This window comes from Micromonospora sp. NPDC050276 (genome assembly GCF_044459545.1).
Taxonomy (GTDB): domain Bacteria; phylum Actinomycetota; class Actinomycetes; order Mycobacteriales; family Micromonosporaceae; genus Micromonospora.
In genome coordinates this window covers 220,022-239,795 of the sequence record NZ_JBITJA010000006.1, presented here as the reverse complement: position 1 = coordinate 239,795, position 19,774 = coordinate 220,022, and the positions used below count along the sequence as shown (strand labels likewise).

General features: G+C 70.9%; 18 protein-coding genes. 7 read left to right on the top strand and 11 right to left on the bottom strand.

Features of this window, described 5'->3' with window-relative positions; all coding sequences use genetic code 11:
* The first annotated feature begins 17 nt into the window (after positions 1-17).
* Together ACIBF8_RS15155 and ACIBF8_RS15150 are read left to right on the top strand one after the other, a co-directional pair.
* Positions 18-1,133 carry an NAD-dependent epimerase/dehydratase family protein gene (locus tag ACIBF8_RS15155; RefSeq protein ID WP_396783421.1) on the top strand — a complete coding sequence of 372 codons (1,116 nt, stop codon included), beginning with the start codon at positions 18-20 and terminating at the stop codon, positions 1,131-1,133.
* 2 nt (positions 1,134-1,135) lie between these two features.
* Complete coding sequence (locus ACIBF8_RS15150) at positions 1,136-1,936, top strand: WecB/TagA/CpsF family glycosyltransferase (RefSeq protein WP_396783762.1); 801 nt, start codon at positions 1,136-1,138, stop codon at positions 1,934-1,936.
* A gap of 69 nt (positions 1,937-2,005) precedes the next feature.
* On the opposite strand, the gene ACIBF8_RS15145 is transcribed toward ACIBF8_RS15150, so the two are convergent.
* Positions 2,006-3,874, bottom strand: coding sequence for a S8 family peptidase (locus tag ACIBF8_RS15145; RefSeq protein ID WP_396783420.1), 1,869 nt, complete (start codon positions 3,872-3,874; stop codon positions 2,006-2,008).
* Positions 3,875-4,090: 216 nt separating this feature from the next.
* On the opposite strand from ACIBF8_RS15145, the gene ACIBF8_RS15140 reads away from it, so the two are divergent.
* Entirely contained in the window at positions 4,091-4,693 is a 603-nt protein-coding gene (locus ACIBF8_RS15140; protein ID WP_396783418.1) for a hypothetical protein, read from the top strand.
* On the opposite strand, the gene ACIBF8_RS15135 is transcribed toward ACIBF8_RS15140, so the two are convergent.
* The 3 genes from ACIBF8_RS15135 to ACIBF8_RS15125 all read right to left on the bottom strand — a co-directional run bounded on the left by ACIBF8_RS15135 (position 4,658) and on the right by ACIBF8_RS15125 (position 6,342).
* Positions 4,658-5,059, bottom strand: a complete 402-nt coding sequence (locus ACIBF8_RS15135) for a hypothetical protein (protein WP_396783416.1) — start codon at positions 5,057-5,059, stop codon at positions 4,658-4,660. The two genes, ACIBF8_RS15140 and ACIBF8_RS15135, sit on opposite strands and share 36 nt — an antisense overlap.
* 210 nt (positions 5,060-5,269) lie before the next feature.
* Complete coding sequence (locus tag ACIBF8_RS15130) at positions 5,270-5,491, bottom strand: DUF397 domain-containing protein (protein ID WP_088986986.1); 222 nt, start codon at positions 5,489-5,491, stop codon at positions 5,270-5,272.
* On the bottom strand, positions 5,461-6,342 hold the full coding sequence (locus tag ACIBF8_RS15125) for a helix-turn-helix transcriptional regulator (RefSeq protein ID WP_030487606.1): 882 nt from the start codon (positions 6,340-6,342) through the stop codon (positions 5,461-5,463). Before ACIBF8_RS15125 ends, ACIBF8_RS15130 begins: the two co-directional genes overlap by 31 nt.
* Positions 6,343-6,968: 626 nt before the next feature.
* On the opposite strand from ACIBF8_RS15125, the gene ACIBF8_RS15120 reads away from it, so the two are divergent.
* Positions 6,969-7,253 carry a hypothetical protein gene (locus ACIBF8_RS15120; protein ID WP_124775688.1) on the top strand — a complete coding sequence of 95 codons (285 nt, stop codon included), beginning with the start codon at positions 6,969-6,971 and terminating at the stop codon, positions 7,251-7,253.
* A gap of 98 nt (positions 7,254-7,351) precedes the next feature.
* On the top strand, positions 7,352-7,813 hold the full coding sequence (locus ACIBF8_RS15115) for a hypothetical protein (protein ID WP_396783414.1): 462 nt from the start codon (positions 7,352-7,354) through the stop codon (positions 7,811-7,813).
* 7 nt (positions 7,814-7,820) lie between these two features.
* Here the strand turns inward: ACIBF8_RS15115 and ACIBF8_RS15110 are convergent, their stop codons facing one another.
* Positions 7,821-8,504 (bottom strand): PASTA domain-containing protein, encoded by a 684-nt coding sequence (locus ACIBF8_RS15110; RefSeq protein ID WP_396783412.1) that lies wholly within the window; start codon positions 8,502-8,504, stop codon positions 7,821-7,823.
* A 157-nt stretch (positions 8,505-8,661) separates the two neighbouring features.
* On the bottom strand, positions 8,662-9,348 hold the full coding sequence (locus tag ACIBF8_RS15105) for a PASTA domain-containing protein (RefSeq protein ID WP_396783410.1): 687 nt from the start codon (positions 9,346-9,348) through the stop codon (positions 8,662-8,664).
* Positions 9,349-9,457: 109 nt separating this feature from the next.
* Between ACIBF8_RS15105 and ACIBF8_RS15100 the strand changes: the two genes are divergently transcribed.
* Positions 9,458-10,858, top strand: a complete 1,401-nt coding sequence (locus ACIBF8_RS15100) for a hypothetical protein (protein WP_396783408.1) — start codon at positions 9,458-9,460, stop codon at positions 10,856-10,858.
* Positions 10,859-10,992: 134 nt separating this feature from the next.
* Here the strand turns inward: ACIBF8_RS15100 and ACIBF8_RS15095 are convergent, their stop codons facing one another.
* Together ACIBF8_RS15095 and ACIBF8_RS15090 are read right to left on the bottom strand one after the other, a co-directional pair.
* On the bottom strand, positions 10,993-12,471 hold the full coding sequence (locus ACIBF8_RS15095; RefSeq protein WP_396783406.1) for a glutamate--cysteine ligase: 1,479 nt from the start codon (positions 12,469-12,471) through the stop codon (positions 10,993-10,995).
* Between the two features lie 312 nt (positions 12,472-12,783).
* Positions 12,784-13,365 carry a YceI family protein gene (locus tag ACIBF8_RS15090; RefSeq protein ID WP_396783404.1) on the bottom strand — a complete coding sequence of 194 codons (582 nt, stop codon included), beginning with the start codon at positions 13,363-13,365 and terminating at the stop codon, positions 12,784-12,786.
* Between the two features lie 100 nt (positions 13,366-13,465).
* Here ACIBF8_RS15090 and ACIBF8_RS15085 point away from each other — a divergent pair, with 100 nt between their 5' ends.
* Positions 13,466-13,984 carry a MarR family winged helix-turn-helix transcriptional regulator gene (locus ACIBF8_RS15085; RefSeq protein WP_396783402.1) on the top strand — a complete coding sequence of 173 codons (519 nt, stop codon included), beginning with the start codon at positions 13,466-13,468 and terminating at the stop codon, positions 13,982-13,984.
* A 239-nt stretch (positions 13,985-14,223) separates the two neighbouring features.
* On the opposite strand, the gene ACIBF8_RS15080 is transcribed toward ACIBF8_RS15085, so the two are convergent.
* The 3 genes from ACIBF8_RS15080 to ACIBF8_RS15070 form a co-directional block, all read right to left on the bottom strand.
* The gene (locus ACIBF8_RS15080; RefSeq protein WP_396783400.1) at positions 14,224-16,854 is read right to left on the bottom strand and encodes an ATP-binding protein; all 2,631 of its coding nucleotides are present in this window, start codon (positions 16,852-16,854) and stop codon (positions 14,224-14,226) included.
* A 133-nt stretch (positions 16,855-16,987) separates the two neighbouring features.
* Positions 16,988-18,136 carry an acyl-CoA dehydrogenase family protein gene (locus ACIBF8_RS15075; RefSeq protein WP_396783399.1) on the bottom strand — a complete coding sequence of 383 codons (1,149 nt, stop codon included), beginning with the start codon at positions 18,134-18,136 and terminating at the stop codon, positions 16,988-16,990.
* Between the two features lie 80 nt (positions 18,137-18,216).
* Positions 18,217-19,749: an acyl-CoA carboxylase subunit beta gene (locus ACIBF8_RS15070; protein WP_396783397.1), complete on the bottom strand. Its 1,533-nt coding sequence runs from the start codon at positions 19,747-19,749 to the stop codon at positions 18,217-18,219.
* Between the last annotated feature and the right edge of the window lie 25 nt (positions 19,750-19,774).

Genomic DNA, 19,774 nt, shown 5'->3' with positions numbered 1-19,774 from the left:
GTGCCGGGCGTCACGCTATGCTGCGATGGATTCTGCCTCCGATGGACCAGGAGTGGCGTGTGAGTGTCGCGTTGGTGACAGGGTCGGGTGGTCTGATCGGCTCCGAGGCGGTCCGGCATTTCGCCGGCCTCGGTCTGGATGTCGTCGGCATCGACAACGACATGCGCCGGTACTTCTTCGGCGAGGACGGCTCCACTTCCTGGAGTCTGGAACGGCTCAGCCGTGACCTGGGTAACGCCTACACCCACTTCGCGGTGGACATCCGGGACCGCGACGGCCTGGAGCAGGTGTTCAAGAAGTACGGCTCAGACATCGCAGTGGTGATCCACAGCGCGGCGCAGCCGAGCCACGACTGGGCGGCCAAGGAGCCGTACACGGACTTCGACGTGAACGCCGGCGGCACGCTCAACATGCTGGAGAACACCCGCCGACACGCGATCGACGCCCCGTTCATCCACTGCTCGACCAACAAGGTCTACGGCGACCGGCCCAACGGCCTGCCGCTCATCGAGTTGGAGACCCGGTACGAGCTGCCCGAGGACCACCGCTGGTACGAGGGCATCACCGAAGAGATGTCGATCGACCACTCGCTGCACTCGGTCTTCGGCGCCTCCAAGGTCGCTGCGGACGTGATGGTCCAGGAGTACGGGCGCTACTTCGACATGAAGACCGCCTGCTTCCGGGGCGGCACGCTGACCGGCCCGGCGCACTCCGCGGCCGAGTTGCACGGCTTCCTGGCCTATCTGATGCGCTGCGTCATGGAGGGCCGGACATACAACCTGTTCGGTTACAAGGGCAAGATGGTCCGCGACGCGATCCACTCGCGCGACGTGCTGACCGCGTTCGAGGCGTTCTTCCGGGCTCCGCGGTCCGCGGAGGTCTACAACCTCGGCGGCGGCCGGCACTCCAACACCTCGCACATCGAGGCGTTCCGGATCGCCGAGGAGATCACCGGCCGCGAGGCGCGGGTCAACTACGTCGAGCAGAACCGCACCGGCGACCACCAGTGGTACGTCAGCAGCATGGCCCGGTTCGAGGCGCAGTATCCGGACTGGAAGATCACCTACGACGTGCCGATGATCCTGCGGGAGATCTACGAGGCCAACGTGGACAAGTGGGTGGCCCAGCCGTGACCATGCGGACCAAACGCAACGTGCTCGGCGTCCTGGTCGACGCCACCGACTACGCCACGGCGACCGACGCGGTGGTGACCGCGGCGCACGAGCGGCGACCCCTCGCGCTGACCGCGTTGGCCGTGCACGGGGTGATGACCGGAGTGCTGGACCCGGCGCACAACGCGCGGCTCAACTCCTTCGACGTGGTCACGCCGGACGGGCAGCCGGTGCGGTGGGCGCTCAACATGCTGCACCACACCGGGCTGGCCGACCGGGTGTACGGGCCGACGTTGACCCTGCACGTGCTGTCGCGCTTCGCCGACGAGGGACTGCCGGTCTACCTGTACGGCTCGACCGAGGAGACCCTCGGCCGGCTGATCCCGGCCCTGGAGCGGATGTTCCCCGCGCTAAAGATCGCCGGGGTGGAGCCGTCCAAGTTCCGGGCCGTCCAGCCCGGTGAGGATGCCGAGATCGCCGACCGGATCCGGTCCAGTGGCGCCCGGCTGGTCCTGGTCGGGCTCGGCTGCCCGCGCCAGGAGGTCTTCGCGTACGCCATGCGGCCGCTGCTCGACATGCCGCTGATGGCGGTCGGCGCGGCCTTCGACTACCACGCCGGGCTGCTGCGCCAGCCCCCGCCGTGGATGCAGCGCGCCGGCCTGGAGTGGTTCTGGCGTCTCGGCCTGGAGCCGAAGCGGCTCTGGCGCCGCTACGTCATCCTCAACCCGGCCTACCTGACCCGGCTCGCCGCGCAGAAGATCGGCCTGTGGAAGGCCCGCCCGCCGGCACCGGCCACCGAGCGGCCGGCCACCTTCTCGGTCTGAGCCCGATCCGTACGACACGAGGCCCCACCCGGGCGTGTCCGGCATGGGGCCTCGGTCGTGGGAGACCGGTCAGAGGGTCAGGGTCCAGGTGTTGATGTAGCCGGTGTCGGCCGAGTAGACGTCCCGCACCTGGAGCCGCCAGGTGCCGTTCGCCGCCTCACTGGAAAGGTTGGCCGTGTAGGTGGTGTTCACGTTGTCGGCGCTGTCCGAGCTGCTGCTGTTCTTCAGCCGGTACGCGCTGCCGTCCGGGGCGAGCAGGTCGATGACCAGGTCGCCGCGGTAGGTGTGCACGATGTTCACCGCGACGGTGGAGGCCGACGAGGCGTTACGGCCACAGCCCGCGATGGTGATCGAGCTGGTCACCGCCGTGCCGGCGTCCGGGATCGGCACGTCGGTGCCGTTGGTGCCGGAGCAGCCGCCACCCGATCCGGTCACGGTCAACGTGTAGGTGGCCGTGCGGGTGCCCGCCGCACCACTGCCGGTGATCGTGACGGGGTAGCTGCCGGCGGGGGTGCTCGCCGAGGTCGCGATGGTGAGCGTGGACGAGCCACCCGAGGTGACCGTCGACGGGCTGAACGACGCGGTCGCGCCGGACGGCAGGCCGCTGGCGGAGAGGCTGACCGACTGGGCGGAGCCAGCGGTGGTGGCCGTGCCGACGGTGGCCGTCACCGAGCCGCCCGGCGCGGTGGAGCCGGAGGTCGGGGACACCGAGACGGAGAAGTCGTTGGCCGGCGGGGTGCCGTTCACGACGTACAGCAGCTGGTTCGGGGTGCCGGTGCCGACGTTGCTCACCACGTTGGGGGTGGAGTTGTTGACCAGGTAGTCCCGCACCTGCTGCGGCGTCCAGGAGGGGTTCGCCGAGAGCACCAGCGCCGCCGCGCCGGCAACGTGCGGTGACGCCATCGAGGTGCCGCTGATGGTGTTCGTCGCGCTGCTGCTGGTGTACCAGGCCGAGGTGATGTTGACACCCGGGGCAAGAATGTCGACGCACGTGCCGAAGTTGGAGAAGCTCGCCGCAGCGTCGTTGTTCTGCGTCGCACCCACGGTAATCGCGGAGGCGACCCGCGCCGGCGAGTAGTTGCAGGCGTTCTGCCGGACGCCGAGGGCGTTGCCGTTGCCGGCGGCTACCGCGTAGGTGATGCCGGAGTTGATCGAGTTGGTGACTGCCGTGTCGATCGAGCTGTTGGCGCCACCACCGAGGCTCATGTTCGCCACCGCCGGCCTGACCGCGTTCGCGGTCACCCAGTCGATGCCGGCCACCACCTGGGCATTGGTGCCGCTGCCCTGGCAGTTGAGCACCCGGACGCCGACGATCTGGACGCCCTTGGCCACACCGTACGCCGAGCCGCCGACCGTGCCCGCAACGTGCGTGCCGTGGCCGTTGCAGTCGTCGGCGGAGCCGCCGTCCACCGCGTCGAATCCCGAGACGGCCCGCCCACCGAAGTCGTTGTGCCCGTACAGCACGCCGGTGTCGATGACGTAGGCGCGGATGTTGGACGCCGTGTTCGGGTAGGTGTAGGAGCTGTTCAGGGGCAGGTTCCGCTGGTCGATCCGGTCCAGGCCCCAGGACGGGGGGTTGGTCTGGGTGCCGGCGATCGAGACGGTGTGGTTCTGCTCGACGTACGCCACCGCCGGGTCGGCCGCGATCCGGGCCGCCGCGCTGGCGTTCACCTTGACCTCGAAGCCGCGCAGCGCCGCGCCGTAGGTGCGGGCCACCGTGCCGCCGTGGCGGCCGGAGAGCCGCTTCGCGGTGTCGCCGACCCGGTCCCGGGCCACAGCGCTGTCCTTGAGTACGACGATGTAGCTGTCCGGCACGGCGGTGGCTCCGCCGGCGGCCCGAACCACACCGACGGGTTCGGCGGCCAGGGCTGGGGTGCCGACGGCCAGCACGGTCACCGCGGCCACCCCGACCAGTACGGACCTTCGTGGAAGACCCATCTCCTACCTCCCTCTGACCGGCGGCGGAACGAGACCACCGGCCCCAACATCGATCGACACTTGCCGATCTAGCTGAGGGTAGATCAGCCGTCGGGCAGTTGAACATGTCGAAACAGCCATACCTTCGAGTGATGACCCCCTACGGGCCTGGCGTCCGGGGCGAACGGGGGACGGGCCCGGATTCGCCTCGCCGGGATTCGGGAAAGACTCTCGAACATGGAGAGTCAGCTCACCATCCTGCTTCCGATCGCCGCCGTCTGGCTGGCCGCCGGCGTCGTCGCCGACGGGCTGCCCCGGCTGCACAACACCCGCGTGCTGCGTCGGCGTACCGGATGGTTGCTGGTGCTGGCCCTCACCGGCGTGGCGCTCACCGCGGCCGTGCTCGGCGCTGGGCTGCTCAGTGCCGGCACCGCGCCGGTCGACCAGGCCGCCGCCGGGCTCACCGTGGCCGCCGGCCCGGCGCTCGTGGCGACGCTCTGCTCGGTACGGCGGATTCGCCGGCTACGAGCCGGGGCGGGCGCGTTCACCAGCGCCCCCGCCACACCGGCTCCGCACGGGTTACGCGCCGCTGCGGCCCACCCGCTCGTCGGGCTCCCCTTGCAGGTGACCGCCCTGGCCATGGCGCCGGCGTTGATCGCGGCAGCCGGCACCGACCTCGGAGCCGACCCTGGTGTCACCGGGCCGGCCATCACCGTGGGCGCACTCGCGGTGGTCGTCATCGGCGTGCGGCACGCGCTCCGGCACAACCGCTTCGCCGAGCAGGCCCAGCCCGCCTCCGCAGGGTCAGCGCGGACGGCTGCTGGCGCTCTGCACGTATAGCAACTCAAGGATCGACCTGGTCGCCTCGAACCAGCGATCCAGCCAGTCCTGCGACGGCACCGTGCCCTTCGGTGGCAACTCCATCAGCAGGCCACGCAGCAACGGATGATCAGCCAGGGACTCCGCCCGCTCCATCGGCCAACCCGTCGGCGGGAACGACGGCTCGATCAGCGGGTTCGGGTCCAGTGAGGGCAGCGAGAGCGGAGGCTCCGTCGCCTCGGATGCGCCCTCCCGACCACCCAACTCCTGATCGGTCGAGACCACCTCGGTCAGAACCGTGTCCCGACGAGCGCCGCGGTACTTGCCACCGAACCGCTCCGGCTTTGCCGGACCGGTGGTGAGGTTGTCTGAACCGATCGTCGTCATCCGTCTCGCCTACTCGCTCGGTTGCGGGTCGGTGCGGCGGGGTCGTCGACCGGCGCCATACCGACCGGTTCAACGAGACGGAGGCGCTGTGGCGACGGGATTCCCGACGGAACCTCGCCGACCGCCGTCGCGACGACCGGGCGCCGCACTACGGGGACACGGCAAAGTCCCCGTCCGGCGAACCGGACGGGGACTTCACTGACCAGTCGGTCAGACGGCGCCGAACACACCACCCCGGGTGCCGGCGACGAAGGCGTGCCAGTCACCCGGCGCGAAGACCAGGGCTGGGCCCGCCTTGTCCTTCGAGTCCCGCACTCCGACCGCCCCCGTCACGTACGCCACCTCCACGCAGTTGTCACAGTTCGGCCCGCTCTTCGAGCTCTTGAACCATGCTGCCTGCGTCAGGTCCACGGGGAACCCCTTGGTCGCCATTTCCACAACGGCTCCTCTGCCAGTTTTGCGATGTGTGCGACGGACTCCTCCGGACGTATGGCCGCAGCGCGGATGTGATCGAAGATGAAGCTGTACTTCTGTAGTTCGTCGCTCTTCTCGAGGAAAAGCCCACCCGTGGCGTTCTCCGCGTACACAACATCCGGATCACCGGGCTCAGGGAAGCTGAGGATCGTGAACGTGCCGTCCATGCCGGCGTGCGCACCCACCTCGAAGGGCAGGATCTGCAGCGTCACGTTCGGCAACTCGGCCACCTCGACCAACCGCTTGAGCTGGCCGCGCATCACCTCGTCCCCGCCCACCGGCCGACTTACCACCGCCTCATCGAGCACCACCCACAGATCGACCGGATCGTCCTGGGTCAATAACGACTGACGGCCCAGACGGACACGCACCCTTTGGTGCACCTGATCGGCGGTGAAGTCCGGCCGAGCGGCACGGATCATCGCCCCGGCGTACTCCTCGGTCTCCAGAAGACCCGGCACGACCTGCTGTTCGTACGCCCGGATCGAACTCGCCGCCGCCTCCAGCCCGACGTACGCGCCGACGAGCACCGTGCTGTACGGATGCCACCAGCCCTTTTGGCGGGCCTCCCGGGCGATCTGCACGAGCTCGTCGCTCTCGGCGCCGACCACGCCGTAGATGCGCAGCATGTCCCGCACGTCGCGAGGGGTGGCCGTGGTGTGCCCGGTCTCGATCCGGGAGACCTTCGACGCCGAGCACTCCAACTGTTCGGCGACCACCTCGATGGTGATGCCGGCGGACTCCCGCTGGCGGCGCAGTTCGGCCCCGAGCCGTCGCCGTCTGATGGTGGGACTGCGCCGCTCACTCATCGCGCAACCCGTGTGTCACTGGTCCCCGCCGCTGGCTGCTCGACCCCACTCGGGCTACCTCCGGTAACGCGCCACTGGGTGAAACCCGCCGGGGGCGCGACCGTCGACCGGCGAGCGTTCGCGACGAAGGGGTGGTGCCGGTCCTCGGCCGGCCGCGACGGGCGAAACCGTCCCTCAGTGTGCCGCCCGGACGCGGATGGCTTCAATAGCCCTTTCGCGCGACACGCTCACGTATCGGCAAAAGTCGACGTGCAACTTGCATGAAGCACGTCCCTGATGCACTCTGTCCGTATGGCACGGATCACTCAGCGTCTCTGTTCGGTCCCTCGGAGTGGCGACCCCACCGATCCGGGGACGCCGGGCACGGCGCGAGCCCGGCCGACGACGACGAGACCTGCTCCGGGGTGAAGACCCCGCCGCTGCAAGCCGGCAAGCTGCGGCGGCGGGCGCGGTTCCCGGAAGCAACCGGGTGGTGGTCGGGTGGCGGCACGCCACCAGCGGAGTACGGCCCGACCACCGCCAAACTGCACCACCGGTTCACGAGGCACGACCCCGTCGCCGGCCGAGACGTCCCCCGTTCAGGCACCGCCGGCGCAGCCGCCGGCCAATCCTCCCCAGGAGCCCATGTGCTTCCCCGCACCGGTGACGTACTGCACGTGACTCGCGCGGCGAGTGTCCAGTTCCTCAGGCCGATCAAGTTCCGGGTGATCCGGGTGCTCGACTGGCCGACCTACGACGGCTGGCTCTGGCTCGACGGTTATGAGTTGAATGCCGCGGGCGACGCGGTCACCCGACGGTCGATCTTCGTCCAGCGGGAAGGGCTGCAGCAGCTGCAGGCCGCCCCCGAACCCCGTCCGCACACGGTGCGGGCCCGCCGGCCGGTCGCGCGAACCCCGGTCCGGGTGGGCTGACCGACCCGATCCGCCGCCGGTGGGCGTGCCGTCGCCATAGAATTGGTACGCCCACCCCGGCACCGTTCCACCCGCTCGTCCAGGACCCTGACCCTGGGATGGTCATGGTCAATCAGCCCGCCCTGCGGCGGCACCACCGCTCCCGTATCGCCTATGCCTTTGGACTCCTCGCCCTCCTCGGGGCGATGGCGACACTCCTGGTCCTCCTCCGTGACCCGGCGATGTCGTCCACCCGGCTGACCGCGCCGGTGCCCGCACCGGAGATCACCGTGCTCGACTCCGACCCGCCGACGGGCGACGACCAGTCCGGCTACGAGGAACCCGGCTGGATCGGTGCCGACGCCCCGGGCGACCACGCCGGCGTTGCCGACCCGACCGGGCCGGCGTCCGGTCTGGGTGCCGGCGGCCAGTCCAACGGCCGTCAGGACCTCACCGAAGCAGCTCCCGCCGGGCACAACGCCATGGACATCCGGCGTTCCCTGTTCTGGTCCGGCATCTTCGGCCTCACCATCTCCCTGGCCGGCCTCGGACTCGTCGGCACCCGCCGCAGGATGTGGTGACCAGCGGTCACGACGTGCGCGTCACCGTGGGGCTCGGCGTGGTCGGACTCGCCCCGGTCGAGGGTTCGGCCTGGGAGATGACCAACACCACCTCGTCGTCGGTCGACACCGGCGTGCCCGCCGCCGGCTCGGTGCCCACCACGATCCCGGGCGGCAACTCGGACGGGCGGTACACCACCCGGTAGGCCAGGCCGAGCCGATCCAACAGCCCTTCGGCGGTGGCCTGCGGCAGGCCGGCGAGCGGTGGCACCGGCACCTCGGCCGGTGCGCTCGTGGTCGGCGGGCTGCTCGGCGTCTCGCTGCTGGGTACCGCCGAGGTGGGGGCTGCGCTGGTCGGCGGGGCGCTGGGGGCACTGGTCGGCGGTAGGGACGGCGTGGACCCCGGGTCGTCCCGGTCGTCATCCTGCTGGGCGAGCACCAACCAGAGCGCGCCCCCGAGCAGACCGGCGAGCAGCAGCGCGAGTACGCCCCAGAGGATCGGCAACCACCATCGTCGACCACCCTGATCCTCGACGTACCACTCCCCGTCATCCGGCCGGGGCGACCGCACCTCGGCCCGCCCGGACCACGGCGGCGGTATCGGCGCCGTCCGGTCGGCCGGCGTGCCCGGCTGCTCAGCGGCGGGAGGCAGGGAGCGGGTCTGGTCGTCGTCGTGCTCGCCGGCGGGAGGCTCCTGGCGGTCGTCGCTCATCGCACGTCCTTTCCCGAACCGGACGGGCGTCATGGCCCTCGACCGCCAACCTAGCCGCCCAGACCGCCATCGGTGGGGATCAGCGTGCCGAGCCGCGCCGGCAGCGGGCACGTCCCAGCGGCGGGTATGCGTCGGGAGGCGACTCGCCGACCGGGGATCAGGGGGTCGGTTTGGTGGTCGGCTGGTCGACGGAGGCCGCACCACACCAGATGCTGACCTGGTCGTTCCACCGGGCCGGGCCGTCCTCGGTCGGCTCCTGCCGGTTGACCTTCCCGGTGCGTCCGCTGACGTAGCGCGGGTAGAGGCCCTCGTCGACCAACTCGTCGGCGGCGTCGGCGCAGCTCTTGCCGACCACGTCCGGCACCTCGGCGGCCGGCGCTGGCCCGGCGACCTGTAGCTGCACAGTCGTCCCCCGGGCCACCTCGGTACCCACGTCCGGTGCGGTGCTCTCGACGGTACGACCGACGCCGCCACCGAAGACCAACCGCCACCCCAACCGCTGCTTGCGCAGCATCTCCCGGGCCTGCTCGAAGTCGGTGCCGATCACCGGGGGCACGGTCAGGCCGGTCCCCTTGGTCGAGGTGGCGGAGGTCTGGACGGCCGACGGTGTCGGTCGTCCGCTGGTCGGTCGGGCTGCGCTGGTCCGGCTGGTCGGCGCGCCGGTCGTGGTCGCGACGGCCAGCGGGTCACCAGGGGGCGAGTCGTCCTCGCCGGCCAGCAGCCAGCCACCGGTCGCACCGACCGCGGCGAGCAGCACCGCCGCCAACCCCCCGCCGAGCACGACGCTGGCGCGGCCAGCACCGCCACCGGCGGCACTCTGCTGGCCCGTGTTCGTGTCCGTCATAACGCCCACCGCCTCATCACCGGCGACCGTACCGCCCGCCGCCCAATCCGCCGCACCGGCGGGTCGTTGCGACTCGCCGCGCCGACGACGGGACGTTACGCTGCCCGGCATGGCCAGACAGGGCTGGGGAGTGTCGATCGCGACGGCGATCGGGGTCGCTGCCGGCGCGGGTGCCGCACAACTGGGCTTCGGTTACGGGCTCGGCGTCATCACCTGGACGCCCACCGATGCCGGGGCGACCGACACGGCCTGGGCGGACGGCCTCGCCTGGGCCACCTGGCTCGCGGCCAGCTCGACCGTCCTCGGCGCGGTCTGCGCGCAGCGGCTCCACCAACGGAACGCCCCGGCGAAGGCCGAGCCGACGAAGGCGGCGGACTCCCCGGAGCCCGCGACGGCACCGGAGAGCAAGGCCCCGGTTGACGGGCGTCCACCGACCGCCGGCACCGATCGGCCGGAGGTGGCGAGCCCACCGCCGCCGACAGCCGAGCCGCCGGCACCCGACGGCCTACTGCGGCGGGTCGCCCTGGCGCTCGGTGCCGGGGTCGGCGGGCTGGTCACGGTGCTGCTGATCGCCGTACCCGCGCGGGTCGCGACCGGCGCCGACACCGGCGCGCCGCAACGGACGGCCGCCATCCAGGCGGTGCTGGGCATTCTGATCGGCGTCCTCGTCGCGATCTGGGCGCTTCGCTCCCGAGCCGCCGCGGTCAACGTGACCGCGACGGCCGCCTGGCTCTGGCTGCTCGCGGTGGTCTCGGTGATCGACGGGGTACGCGTCGGACGAGGGCTGACCGGCGCGCAGCTCGGCACGTGGCAGTTCGACCCGGACCATCCCCGGTACTGGATCGGGGACCAGCTCTACTGGCCCGGTGCGCTGCTGGCACTGGTGCCCGCGCTGCTGATCGGCGTGGTGGCCGCCCGGCGGTCCGCCCGCTCGGGCGGGCACCGGGTGGGTGCGGCGGCCTCCGGCGCGGCGGGCCCGGTGCTGGTCGCGCTCGCCTACCTGACCACCCTGCCGCAGTGGTCGACGCTCGGCCCCGCGCAGCTCTCCACCCAGTTGATCGCCCCGTACGCGGTGATCGCCGGCATCGGTGGCTCGGTGCTGGCCGCCCTCCTCGGCGAGCGAGCCGAGCGGAACCACGTTGCCGGACAGAGCCGCACGGCCGAGCAAATTGCGGTTGCTCGGGACACCCCGGTCGACCCGACGCCGGTCGACCCGACGCCGGTCGACCCGACGCCGGTCGCCGAGGCCGATCCCGTCCCGCCGGTCTCCCGCTCGACGGCCGGAACCACAGCACGGCGCAGAAGGGCCTACACCTCACCGCCGGCACCCGGAACCGGCGCACCGGCCGCCGAGACGACCGCCGCACCGCAGGTACCGGCGCCCCGCACGAACCCCGACCTCCCGGTCCCGACCCGTCCCCCCGAGTCGGCACCAACAGAAAACCCGACCCAGCCCACCCGCCCCACCCGCGCCGCCCGCCGCGCCCCCGACCCCACCCCCACCGACTAATCCCGGCCGGTCGGGCCGGACCCCCCCCACCCCGTTGATCATGAAGTTATTGCCATCGCGACCAGGGTGTCGTGGCAATAACTTCATGATCAACGGGAGCTCGCCGGGGGGTGGGGTGGGGTGGGGTTGGGGCATTAGGGGACTGGCCAGGTGTGGACGGGTTCGTTGGTGTGTTGGAGTTCGGTGTAGCGCTGGACCATGTGGTGCAGCGCGGCCGTCCGGTCCATGCCGTGGTGTCGCTCCGCCGCCCAGACCGCCTCGGTCTGCCAGGCGGCACCGTTGCGGCCGGTACGGCAGCGCTGCTCGATGATGCCGAGCAGCCGGTCCCGCTGCGCCGAGGCGACACCGAACCCGTCCAGACCGGCAGCCGCGGTGGGCAGCAACTGGTCCAGGACCAGCTTGGTGACCGGCACGTCGCCGAGCCCGGGCCAGTGCAGTACGGCGTCGAGGCCACGTCGGGCGGCGGCGTGGAAATTCTCCTCGGCCGAGCTGAAGGTGAGTTGACTCCAGATCGGACGGTCGGCTTCGGCCAGGCCGCGTACCAGCCCGAAGTAGAAGGCCGCGTTGGCCAGCATGTCCACCACGGTCGGACCGGCCGGCAGCACCCGGTTCTCCACCCGCAGATGCGGGCGGCCGTTCATGATGTCGTAGACCGGGCGGTTCCACCGGTAGACCGTGCCGTTGTGCAGCCGCAGCTCCCCGAGCTTTGGCACACCGCCGGCGTGCAGCACCTCCACCGGGTCCTCGTCCTCGCAGATCGGCAGCAGCGGCGGGAAGTACCGGACGTTCTCCTCGAACAGGTCGAAGATTGAGGTGATCCACCGTTCGCCGAACCACACCCGCGGCCGTACGCCCTGGGCCTTGAGTTCGTCCGGGCGAGTGTCGGTGGCCTGCTGGAACAGGGCGATCCGCGTTTCGGCCCACAGTTGGCGGCCGTACAGGAAGGGGCTGTTCGCCCCGGTCGCCACCTGCACGCCGGCGATGGCCTGGGACGCGTTCCAGTAGTCGGCGAAGCTGTCCGGGGCGACCTGAAGGTGGAACTGGAGGCTCGTGCAGGCGGCCTCGGGGGCGATCGAGTCGGTATGCGTCCGCAACTGCTCGACGCCGCGGATGTCCAGCTCGATGTCCTCGCCCCGGGCGCCGACGATCTGGTCGTTGAGCACCCGGTAACGCTCGTTTGTGGAGAGGTTGTCCTCGACCAGGTGCCCCTCGGTGAGGGTGGGCAGGATGCCGACCAGGACGATCTTCGCGTCGGACCTGGCTGCGCGCTCGTCGGCTCGGGAGAGGCTGCCGCGCAGGTCGTGCTCGTAGTCGGCGAAGCCGGTGCCCTCGATCAGTCGGGGTTCGGCGTTGAGTTCCAGGTTGAACTGGCCCAACTCGGTCTGGAAGAGGGGGTCCGCGATGTCGGCGAGGATCTCCTCGTTGCGCATCGCCGGCTCGGCCGCCGAGTCGACCAGGTTGAGCTCGATTTCCAAGCCGGTCATCGGCCGGTCGGCGTCGAACCCGAAGTCGTCAAGCATCAGGGCGAAGACGTCCAGGCACCGCCGCACCTTCTGCCGATAGCGGACGCGATCATCCCGGGTGAAGGCGCCCTCTGAGACGTCCCTGCCCATGTGTCCTCCCGACGGCCGGCGCGGTCGGGATTTTGCCGTCCCGGAAAGCGCATTGTGAAGCATCCACGGTAAGAGCGCCCACCTGACCGGGGCCAGAGGCCGACGTCGGTGATCCGACATCGACCGGAGCGGGCGCGCTCGTGGCGCCATCTGTACCCCGTGGCCGGCCGACTGGACCCGGTGGCGGTGCGAACAACTCGTGACAATTACCACGGGCGGAGACGACGCAGGGCCCGCGCCGACATACGGCGCGGGCCCTGCGTTCAGGATCACCGGGAGGATCCCCCCTGGCCCTCCGGCGATCACCGGGGATCAGGCCTGACGGACGGCCTCACCCTCGATCTCGATCTTGATCTTGCGGCTGACCAGCACGCCCCCGGTCTCCAGGGCGACGTTCCAGGTCAGGCCGAACTCCTCACGGTCGATCTCCGTGCTCGCGGAGAAGCCGAAAATGTCCTGACCGAACGGGCTGCGGCCGACACCCTCGAACTCCACCTCCAGCTCGACCGGCCGGGTGACATCCTTGATGGTCAGCTCACCGGCGAGCACGAACTCGTTGCCGCGACGGGACTTGACCCCGGTGCTGCGAAACTCCAGCGTCGGGAACTTCTCGGCGTCCAGGAACTCGGGGCTGCGCAGGTGCGCGTCCCGGTCGGCCTGGGTGGTGTCGACGCTGGCGGCCTGAATGGTGGCGACGACCGACGACTGCAGCGGGTCCTCGGCAACGGTGATGGTGGCGGTCGCCTCGTTGAACTCACCGCGAACCTTGCTCACCATCATGTGCCGGGCAACGAAGCCGACCCGCTTGTGCGCCACGTCGAGCGCGTAGGTGCCGGCCGTCGGAATGGTGAGGCCGTCCCAGTCGCGGGTAACCGTGTCGATGCTGCTGGTCATGCTGCTGCCCTCCAGGGGGATTGTTTAATAGCCCAACGACTGCCGCAACAACTATAACTTCAGCAACATTCCCCGTGTCAAGCACTGGTATGATGAACGGGTGACCAACGTCTTCGACGATCCCCGGATCACCGCCGTCGGCCTGCTCTTCGAGGCACACGCCGGGCTGTCCGCCCGGTTCACCGCTCAACTCGAGGAGCACGGCCTCTCTGCGGTCGAGTTCGAGGTCATCACGCGACTGGCCCGCTCGCCGGGCAACCAACTACGCATGACCGACCTCGCCGCGCAGACTTCCCTGTCGACCAGCGGCGTGACGCGCGTGGTGGACCGGATGGAGCGTGACGGGCTGCTCACCCGCCGGGCCTGTCCGAACGATCGACGCAGCTCGTACGCGGTGGTCACCGCCGCCGGCATGCAACGGCTGAACGAGACGCTACCCGGGCACCTGCAGATGATTGAGCAGTGGTTCACCGGGCAACTCGACCCCGAGGCACTGGCCGCCCTCCTCGACGGATTGCGCCGGGTTCGCGACGCTGCGCATCCGTGCGCCACCGCCGGCAGCGACGACGTCAGCCCGGAGCAGATCGCCGCTACCGACAGCGGCACCGGGCGAGCCTGAGGCGTACGCATCACCGACCGGCGGCACCGGCAGAAAGACCGGCAGAACTGACCCCGCCAAGCTGGAGGATTCGGTCCAAGCCGACTTTCCGCCAGCGCCGCGGTGGCAGGCTTCGTGCACCGGGGATCACCGGGGGGTGACGGCGCGGGCGATCAGCGAGGGGTAGCACCAAGGGGGCTCTTCGCCCGCGCCACTCTCCCGTCGTGCTGGTCCTCGGCCCACGCCGGGCACCGTCGCGGCTAGTGAACCGCCGGCCCGCCCCGAGCCGCGGTCAGCGCATAGAGCAGTCCCGACTCCTGCGGCAACAGCCGGATGCCGCTCTCCGCACAGACCCGGTCCAGCCGATCGAGCACCGCCGGATCCGCAGTGCTCGCGGCCAGTCCCACCAGCGCCTCCACCACGTCTCGGCGATCCTGGCTGGCATCAGCGGCGGCGGCGAACCACTCGGCAGCCAACTCCCGGTCACCCCGGTGCAGCGCCAGATTTCCCTCGATCAACGCACAGAGCCCAGCCTCCGGCCCACCCCAGGCCAGCGCCGCGTCGTCCGAGCGCGGTCGCGGCACGGTCGGCCGCGTCGTCACGGCCTCCATGCGCCCGGCGCGCAACTCGGTCAACACCTCGGTCGCCTCCGTTACCCGCCCGTCCTGGGCGAGCGCCAACCCGACGGTCCCGAGCACCCGCCGACGGCGCCCGGGATCGCCTAGCTCGGACAGCGCCGCGATCGCCCTGCGACCACGATCGATGGCGTCCGCGTACCAGCCCTCCAGGCGGGCGACCTCGGCCCGATTGGCCCAGCCCAACACCCGTAGTCGCTGCTCGCCACTCTCGGCGGCGAGTCGGTCCACGGCAGCGAGCCGGCGGCGGGCCGCAGCCAGGTCCCCCGCTCGGATCTCGTGCCAGGCGAGGCTGTTCTGGGCCACCGCCAGATCCCGCGTCCGACCGTTGCGGGCGGCCAGTCGCAGTAGCGCCTCTGCCTGCTCGCGGGCTTCGTCCTGCCGCCCAACGGAGATCAACAAAGTGCCGAGCACGTTGCGCGCCTCCAACTCCCCGGTGACATCGCCGGCCTGCTGGAAGGTGTCCAACGCCGCACGTGCCGTCGACAACTCCTCGACGCCCGCGCCGTGTTCGGCCGCGAGCCGGGCGACCCCGAGTGCGGCCCAGCCACGCAGGAGGGGATCGGCGTCGGCCGTCCGCGGGTCCGCCAGCAGCCGCCGCAGCCACTGCCGCCCGACGACGTCGCGCCCGCGGAACCGCCACCAGCGGGTCAGGCAGGCCGCCAGCCGCAGCGCGGTCAACGGGTCATCAGTGGCCGCATGGGACAGCGACGAGCTGATGTCACTGCTCATCTCGTCCAGCCGGTGCACCGCGTCCGGCACCCGTGGGCCGACCAGGTCGGTCGCGATCCGTGCCACCAGGCGCGCGATGACCTCCGCGTGTCGACGCCGGATGCCGGTCAGCTCACCCCCACCGGCCGCCTGCTCGACCGCGAAGTCACGGACCGCGTCCAGCAGCCGGAACCGGAACGACCCGGTTCCCCGTACGCTCAGCAGCCCCAGCTCGACGAAGCGATCCAACAGCGGGACCGGGTCGATCGCCACCGTGCCGTCCCGGTCGGCCTCGTCGGCCAGCATCTCCTCGGCCAACTCCACCGACCAGCGGTTACCGAAGACGGCCAGCTGGCGCAGCGCGGCCCGCTCGTCCGGTGCCAACAGTCGGTAGCTGAACGCCACCGCGTCCCGCAGGGTGACCGCGACCGCCGCACCGGTGTCGGGTTCGCTCGCCCGGCGGGTCAGCGCCTCCGGTGTGTCCCAACCCGGGTGGGCCGACGGGTCGGCGGGAGTGGCGAGGTCGAGCACCCGGTCGCCGTACCGATCGAGCAGTTCGGTGAGGTCGAGGAGTCGACCCCGGGCGGCCATCAGCTCGATGGCCAACGGCAGCCCACCCAACCGCCGAACCAACGCGGCCAGCGCCGGCAGTTCAGCGGGGGTGGGCGGCTCCCGGCGGACCTGAGCGAGGCGGGCAGTGAACAGCGCGACCGCCGGCCATGATTCGAGTCCGGAGTGCTCGGCGTCCAGTGGTGGCACGTCGAGTGGCGCCACTGGCCAGACCCGCTCAGCGGGCAACCCGACCGGATGCCGCCCGGTGACCAGCACCCGCAGCGAGGGCAGGGCGCCGATCAGCCGATGCAGGGTCGCCGCCACCGGGCCCGGGGCGCGCTCCACCGCGTCCATCACCAGCAGCGCCGGTCGTCCGGCGAGCAGGGCCACGAGCTCGGAGAGCCGTGCCGCGCCGAGCACGGACATCGAGGCGGCGAGCACGTCCGGACCGTCGGAGCCCTCGCCGACCAGCACCCCGGCCACGCCGGCCGGATGGGCGGCGGCCACCAGGTGCGCCACCGACGTCGCCAGCGCGGTCTTGCCCACGCCGGCCAACCCGACGAGGCTCACCAGCTGGGGCCCTCGCTCGGCCGTGAGCATTCCGGCCAACTCGGTGAGGTCGCGCTCCCGGCCGATCAGCGCGACCGGAGGCGGGAGCGCGACCGGTGCGGCGGTCGACGTGCTGCTGCCGCTGACCGCCAACGGGGTCGAGGTGGCGTCCGGCGCGGTCGGTTCGGCGCCGCGGGCCGCGGACAGGAACGCGGCCCGGCCGGTGCCGCTCAGCTCCAACGCCGCAGCCAGCAACTCGACGGTGGTGCGCTGTGGCCGGATGGCCCGGCCACGCTCCAGGTCACGCACCGTCCGCACACCCACCCCGGCCCGGGACGCCAACTCGGCCTGGGTCAGGCCGGCGGCGCGTCGATGCCCACGGAGCAGCTCCGGCAAGGTGGTACGAACAGCCGGGCTCCGCGACCGGTGATGATCCGGAGTCATGGGCACGAAGAGTACGGATCGACTCCGACCGTCGGCAGTCGAACGTCGGGCTACTGACGCCGGCTCGCCAATATCCGACAGCCGTACGGACAGCGCGTCCGGGACGGCTGGTTGACCGGGTCGGCGGGACCGCTCAGAGACCCAGATCCCGGGCGATGATCATCCGCTGCACCTCGCTGGTGCCCTCGCCGATCTCCAGGATCTTGGAGTCCCGCCAGAACCGGGCCACCGGGTACTCGTTCATGAAGCCGTACCCGCCGTGGATCTGGGTCGCCTCCCGGGCGTTGTCCACCGCGATCGTGCTGGCGTGCAGTTTGGCGATGGCGGCCTGTCGCTTGAACGGCTCACCGGCCAGCATCCGCGCGGCGGCGTCGTAGTAGGCCAAGCGAGCGGTGTGCGCCTTCAGCTCCATGTCTGCGATCTTGAACTGGATGGCCTGGTTGGCGCCGATCGGCTGACCGAAGGCGTACCGCTCCTTCGCGTACTTGATCGACTCGTCGACACAGCCCTGGGCGAGGCCGACGGCCAGCGCGGCGATGGCGATCCGGCCCTCGTCGAGGATCCGCAGGAACTGGGCGAACCCCCGGCCGCGCGCACCGAGGAGGTTGGCCGCCGGCACCCGGCAGTCGTCGAACGTCAACTCGTGGGTGTCCGAAGCGGTCCACCCCACCTTGGAGTAGCCGGGCGCCACGGTGAAGCCGGGCGTGCCGGTCGGCACGATGATCGTCGACAGCTCCTTGGAGCCGTCCGGGTTCGTGCCGGTCACCGCGGTGACCGTGACCATGGCGGTGATGTCGGTGCCCGAGTTGGTGATGAACGCCTTCGACCCGTTGATCACCCACTCGTCGCCGTCCAGCACCGCCCGCGTCTGGGTGCCGGCCGCGTCGGAGCCGGTGCCCGGCTCGGTGAGACCGAAGCCGGCCAGCGCCTCGCCGCTGAGCAGCCGGGGCAGCCAGGTCGCTTTCTGCTCCTCGGTGCCGAAGCGGTAGATCGGCATCGCGCCGAGCGAGACCGCCGCCTCCAGCGTGATGGCCACGCTGGAGTCGACCCGGGCCAACTCCTCCAGGGCCAGGCAGAGCGCGAAGTAGTCGCCACCCATCCCGCCGTGCTCCTCGCCGAAGGGCAGGCCGAACAGGCCCATCTTGCCCATCTGCCGGATCACCTCGTACGGGAACGTGTGGTGCTCGTAGTGCTCGGCGATGACCGGGGCGACCACCTCGCGGGCGAATTCCCGCACGCTCTCGCGCAGCGCCGCTTGTTCGTCGGTGAGCCGGAAGTCCATCTCATCCTCCTGTAAGGACGGTCCGCCCTGGTGCTCGTGACGCCGGGGGGCGGGTCGCTGTGCGGGGCCCGAGTCGGGGATCAGACCGGGGTGACGCCGTGCCGACGGCGGGAGAAGTGCCGATCCTTCGTACGTGCCGCCGCGAATCGACGGACCAGCTCGGTGCGCAGGTCGTGCGGCTCGACGATGGCGTCCACCACCAGCTCACTGGCGAGCCGGACGACGTCGATGTCCTGCTCGTACTCGGCTCGCTTGGCGGCGACGAAGGCGGCCCGTTCGTCCTCGTCCGGAATGGCGGCGATCTTGTTGGCGTAGACCGCGTTCACGGCGGCCTCGGCGCCCATCACGGCGATCTTCGCGGTCGGCAGCGCGATCGTGGCGTCAGGCTCGAACCCGGGGCCAGCCATCGCGTAGAGGCCGGCGCCGTACGCCTTGCGGACCACCACGCAGATCTTCGGCACGGTCGCCTCGGAGATGGCGGTGATCATCTTGGCGCCGTGCCGGATGATGCCCTGCTTCTCCACCGCGCTGCCGACCATGAAGCCGGGCACGTCGCTGAGGAACAACAACGGCACGTTGAACGCGTCGCACAGCTGCACGAACCGGGTGGCCTTGTCGGCCGAGTCGACGAAGAGCACGCCGCCCTTGAACATCGAGTTGTTGCCGACCACGCCGACGACCTGACCGTCGAGACGGCCGAAGCCGATGGTGAGCTCCTTGGCCCAGAGCGCCTGGATCTCGAAGAACGAACCCTCGTCGAGCAGGCCCTTGACGTACCGCCGCATGTCGAACGCCTGCCGCTCGCTGGCCGGCACCAGCGCGGCCAGGTCGGCCTTCGCGGGCGCGGCGACCGCCGGCGCGGACGGCGGAGCCTGCGTCCAGTTCGCCGGCAGGTACGACAGGTAGGTCTTCACGACGTCGAGCGCGTCGGCCTCGGTCTTGCAGAGGAAGTGCCCGACCCCGGATTCGGCGGTGTGCACCTTGGCCCCGCCCATCGCCTCCAGGGTGGTCTTCTCGCCGGTGACCATCTCGACCATCCGGTCGGAGCCGAGATACATGCTCGCGTTGCCGTCGACCAGGGCCACCACGTCGCAGAACGCCGGGATGTACGCCCCACCGGCGGCGCTCGGGCCGAACAACGCGCAGACCTGCGGGATCGAGCCGGAGGCGCGGACCTGGTTCCAGAAGATCTTGCCGGCGCCACGCCGGCCGGGGAAGAGATCCACCTGGTCGGTGATCCGGGCACCCGCCGAGTCGACCAGGTAGACCATCGGCACACCGGCACCGTACGCCCGCTCGATGATCCTGATGATCTTCTCGACGGTGCGGGCGCCCCAGCTGCCGGCCTTGACGGTGGAGTCGTTGGCCATCAGACAGACCTGTCGGCCGTCGATGGTGGCGGTGCCGGTGACCACGCCGTCGGCGGGCAACCCCTCGGCGAGCGCGTTGGCGTAGAGGCCGTCCTCGACGAACGAGCCCTCGTCGACCAGGAGCGCGACCCGCTCGCGGGCGAAGAGCTTGCCCTTGGCCGCGTTGGCCGCGTGGTACTTGTCCGCGCCGCCGGACCGGGCCCGCTTGCGCAGCTGCTCCAGTGCCTCACCGTCGAGCGTCACGCCGACTCCTCCGCCATCCTGACCT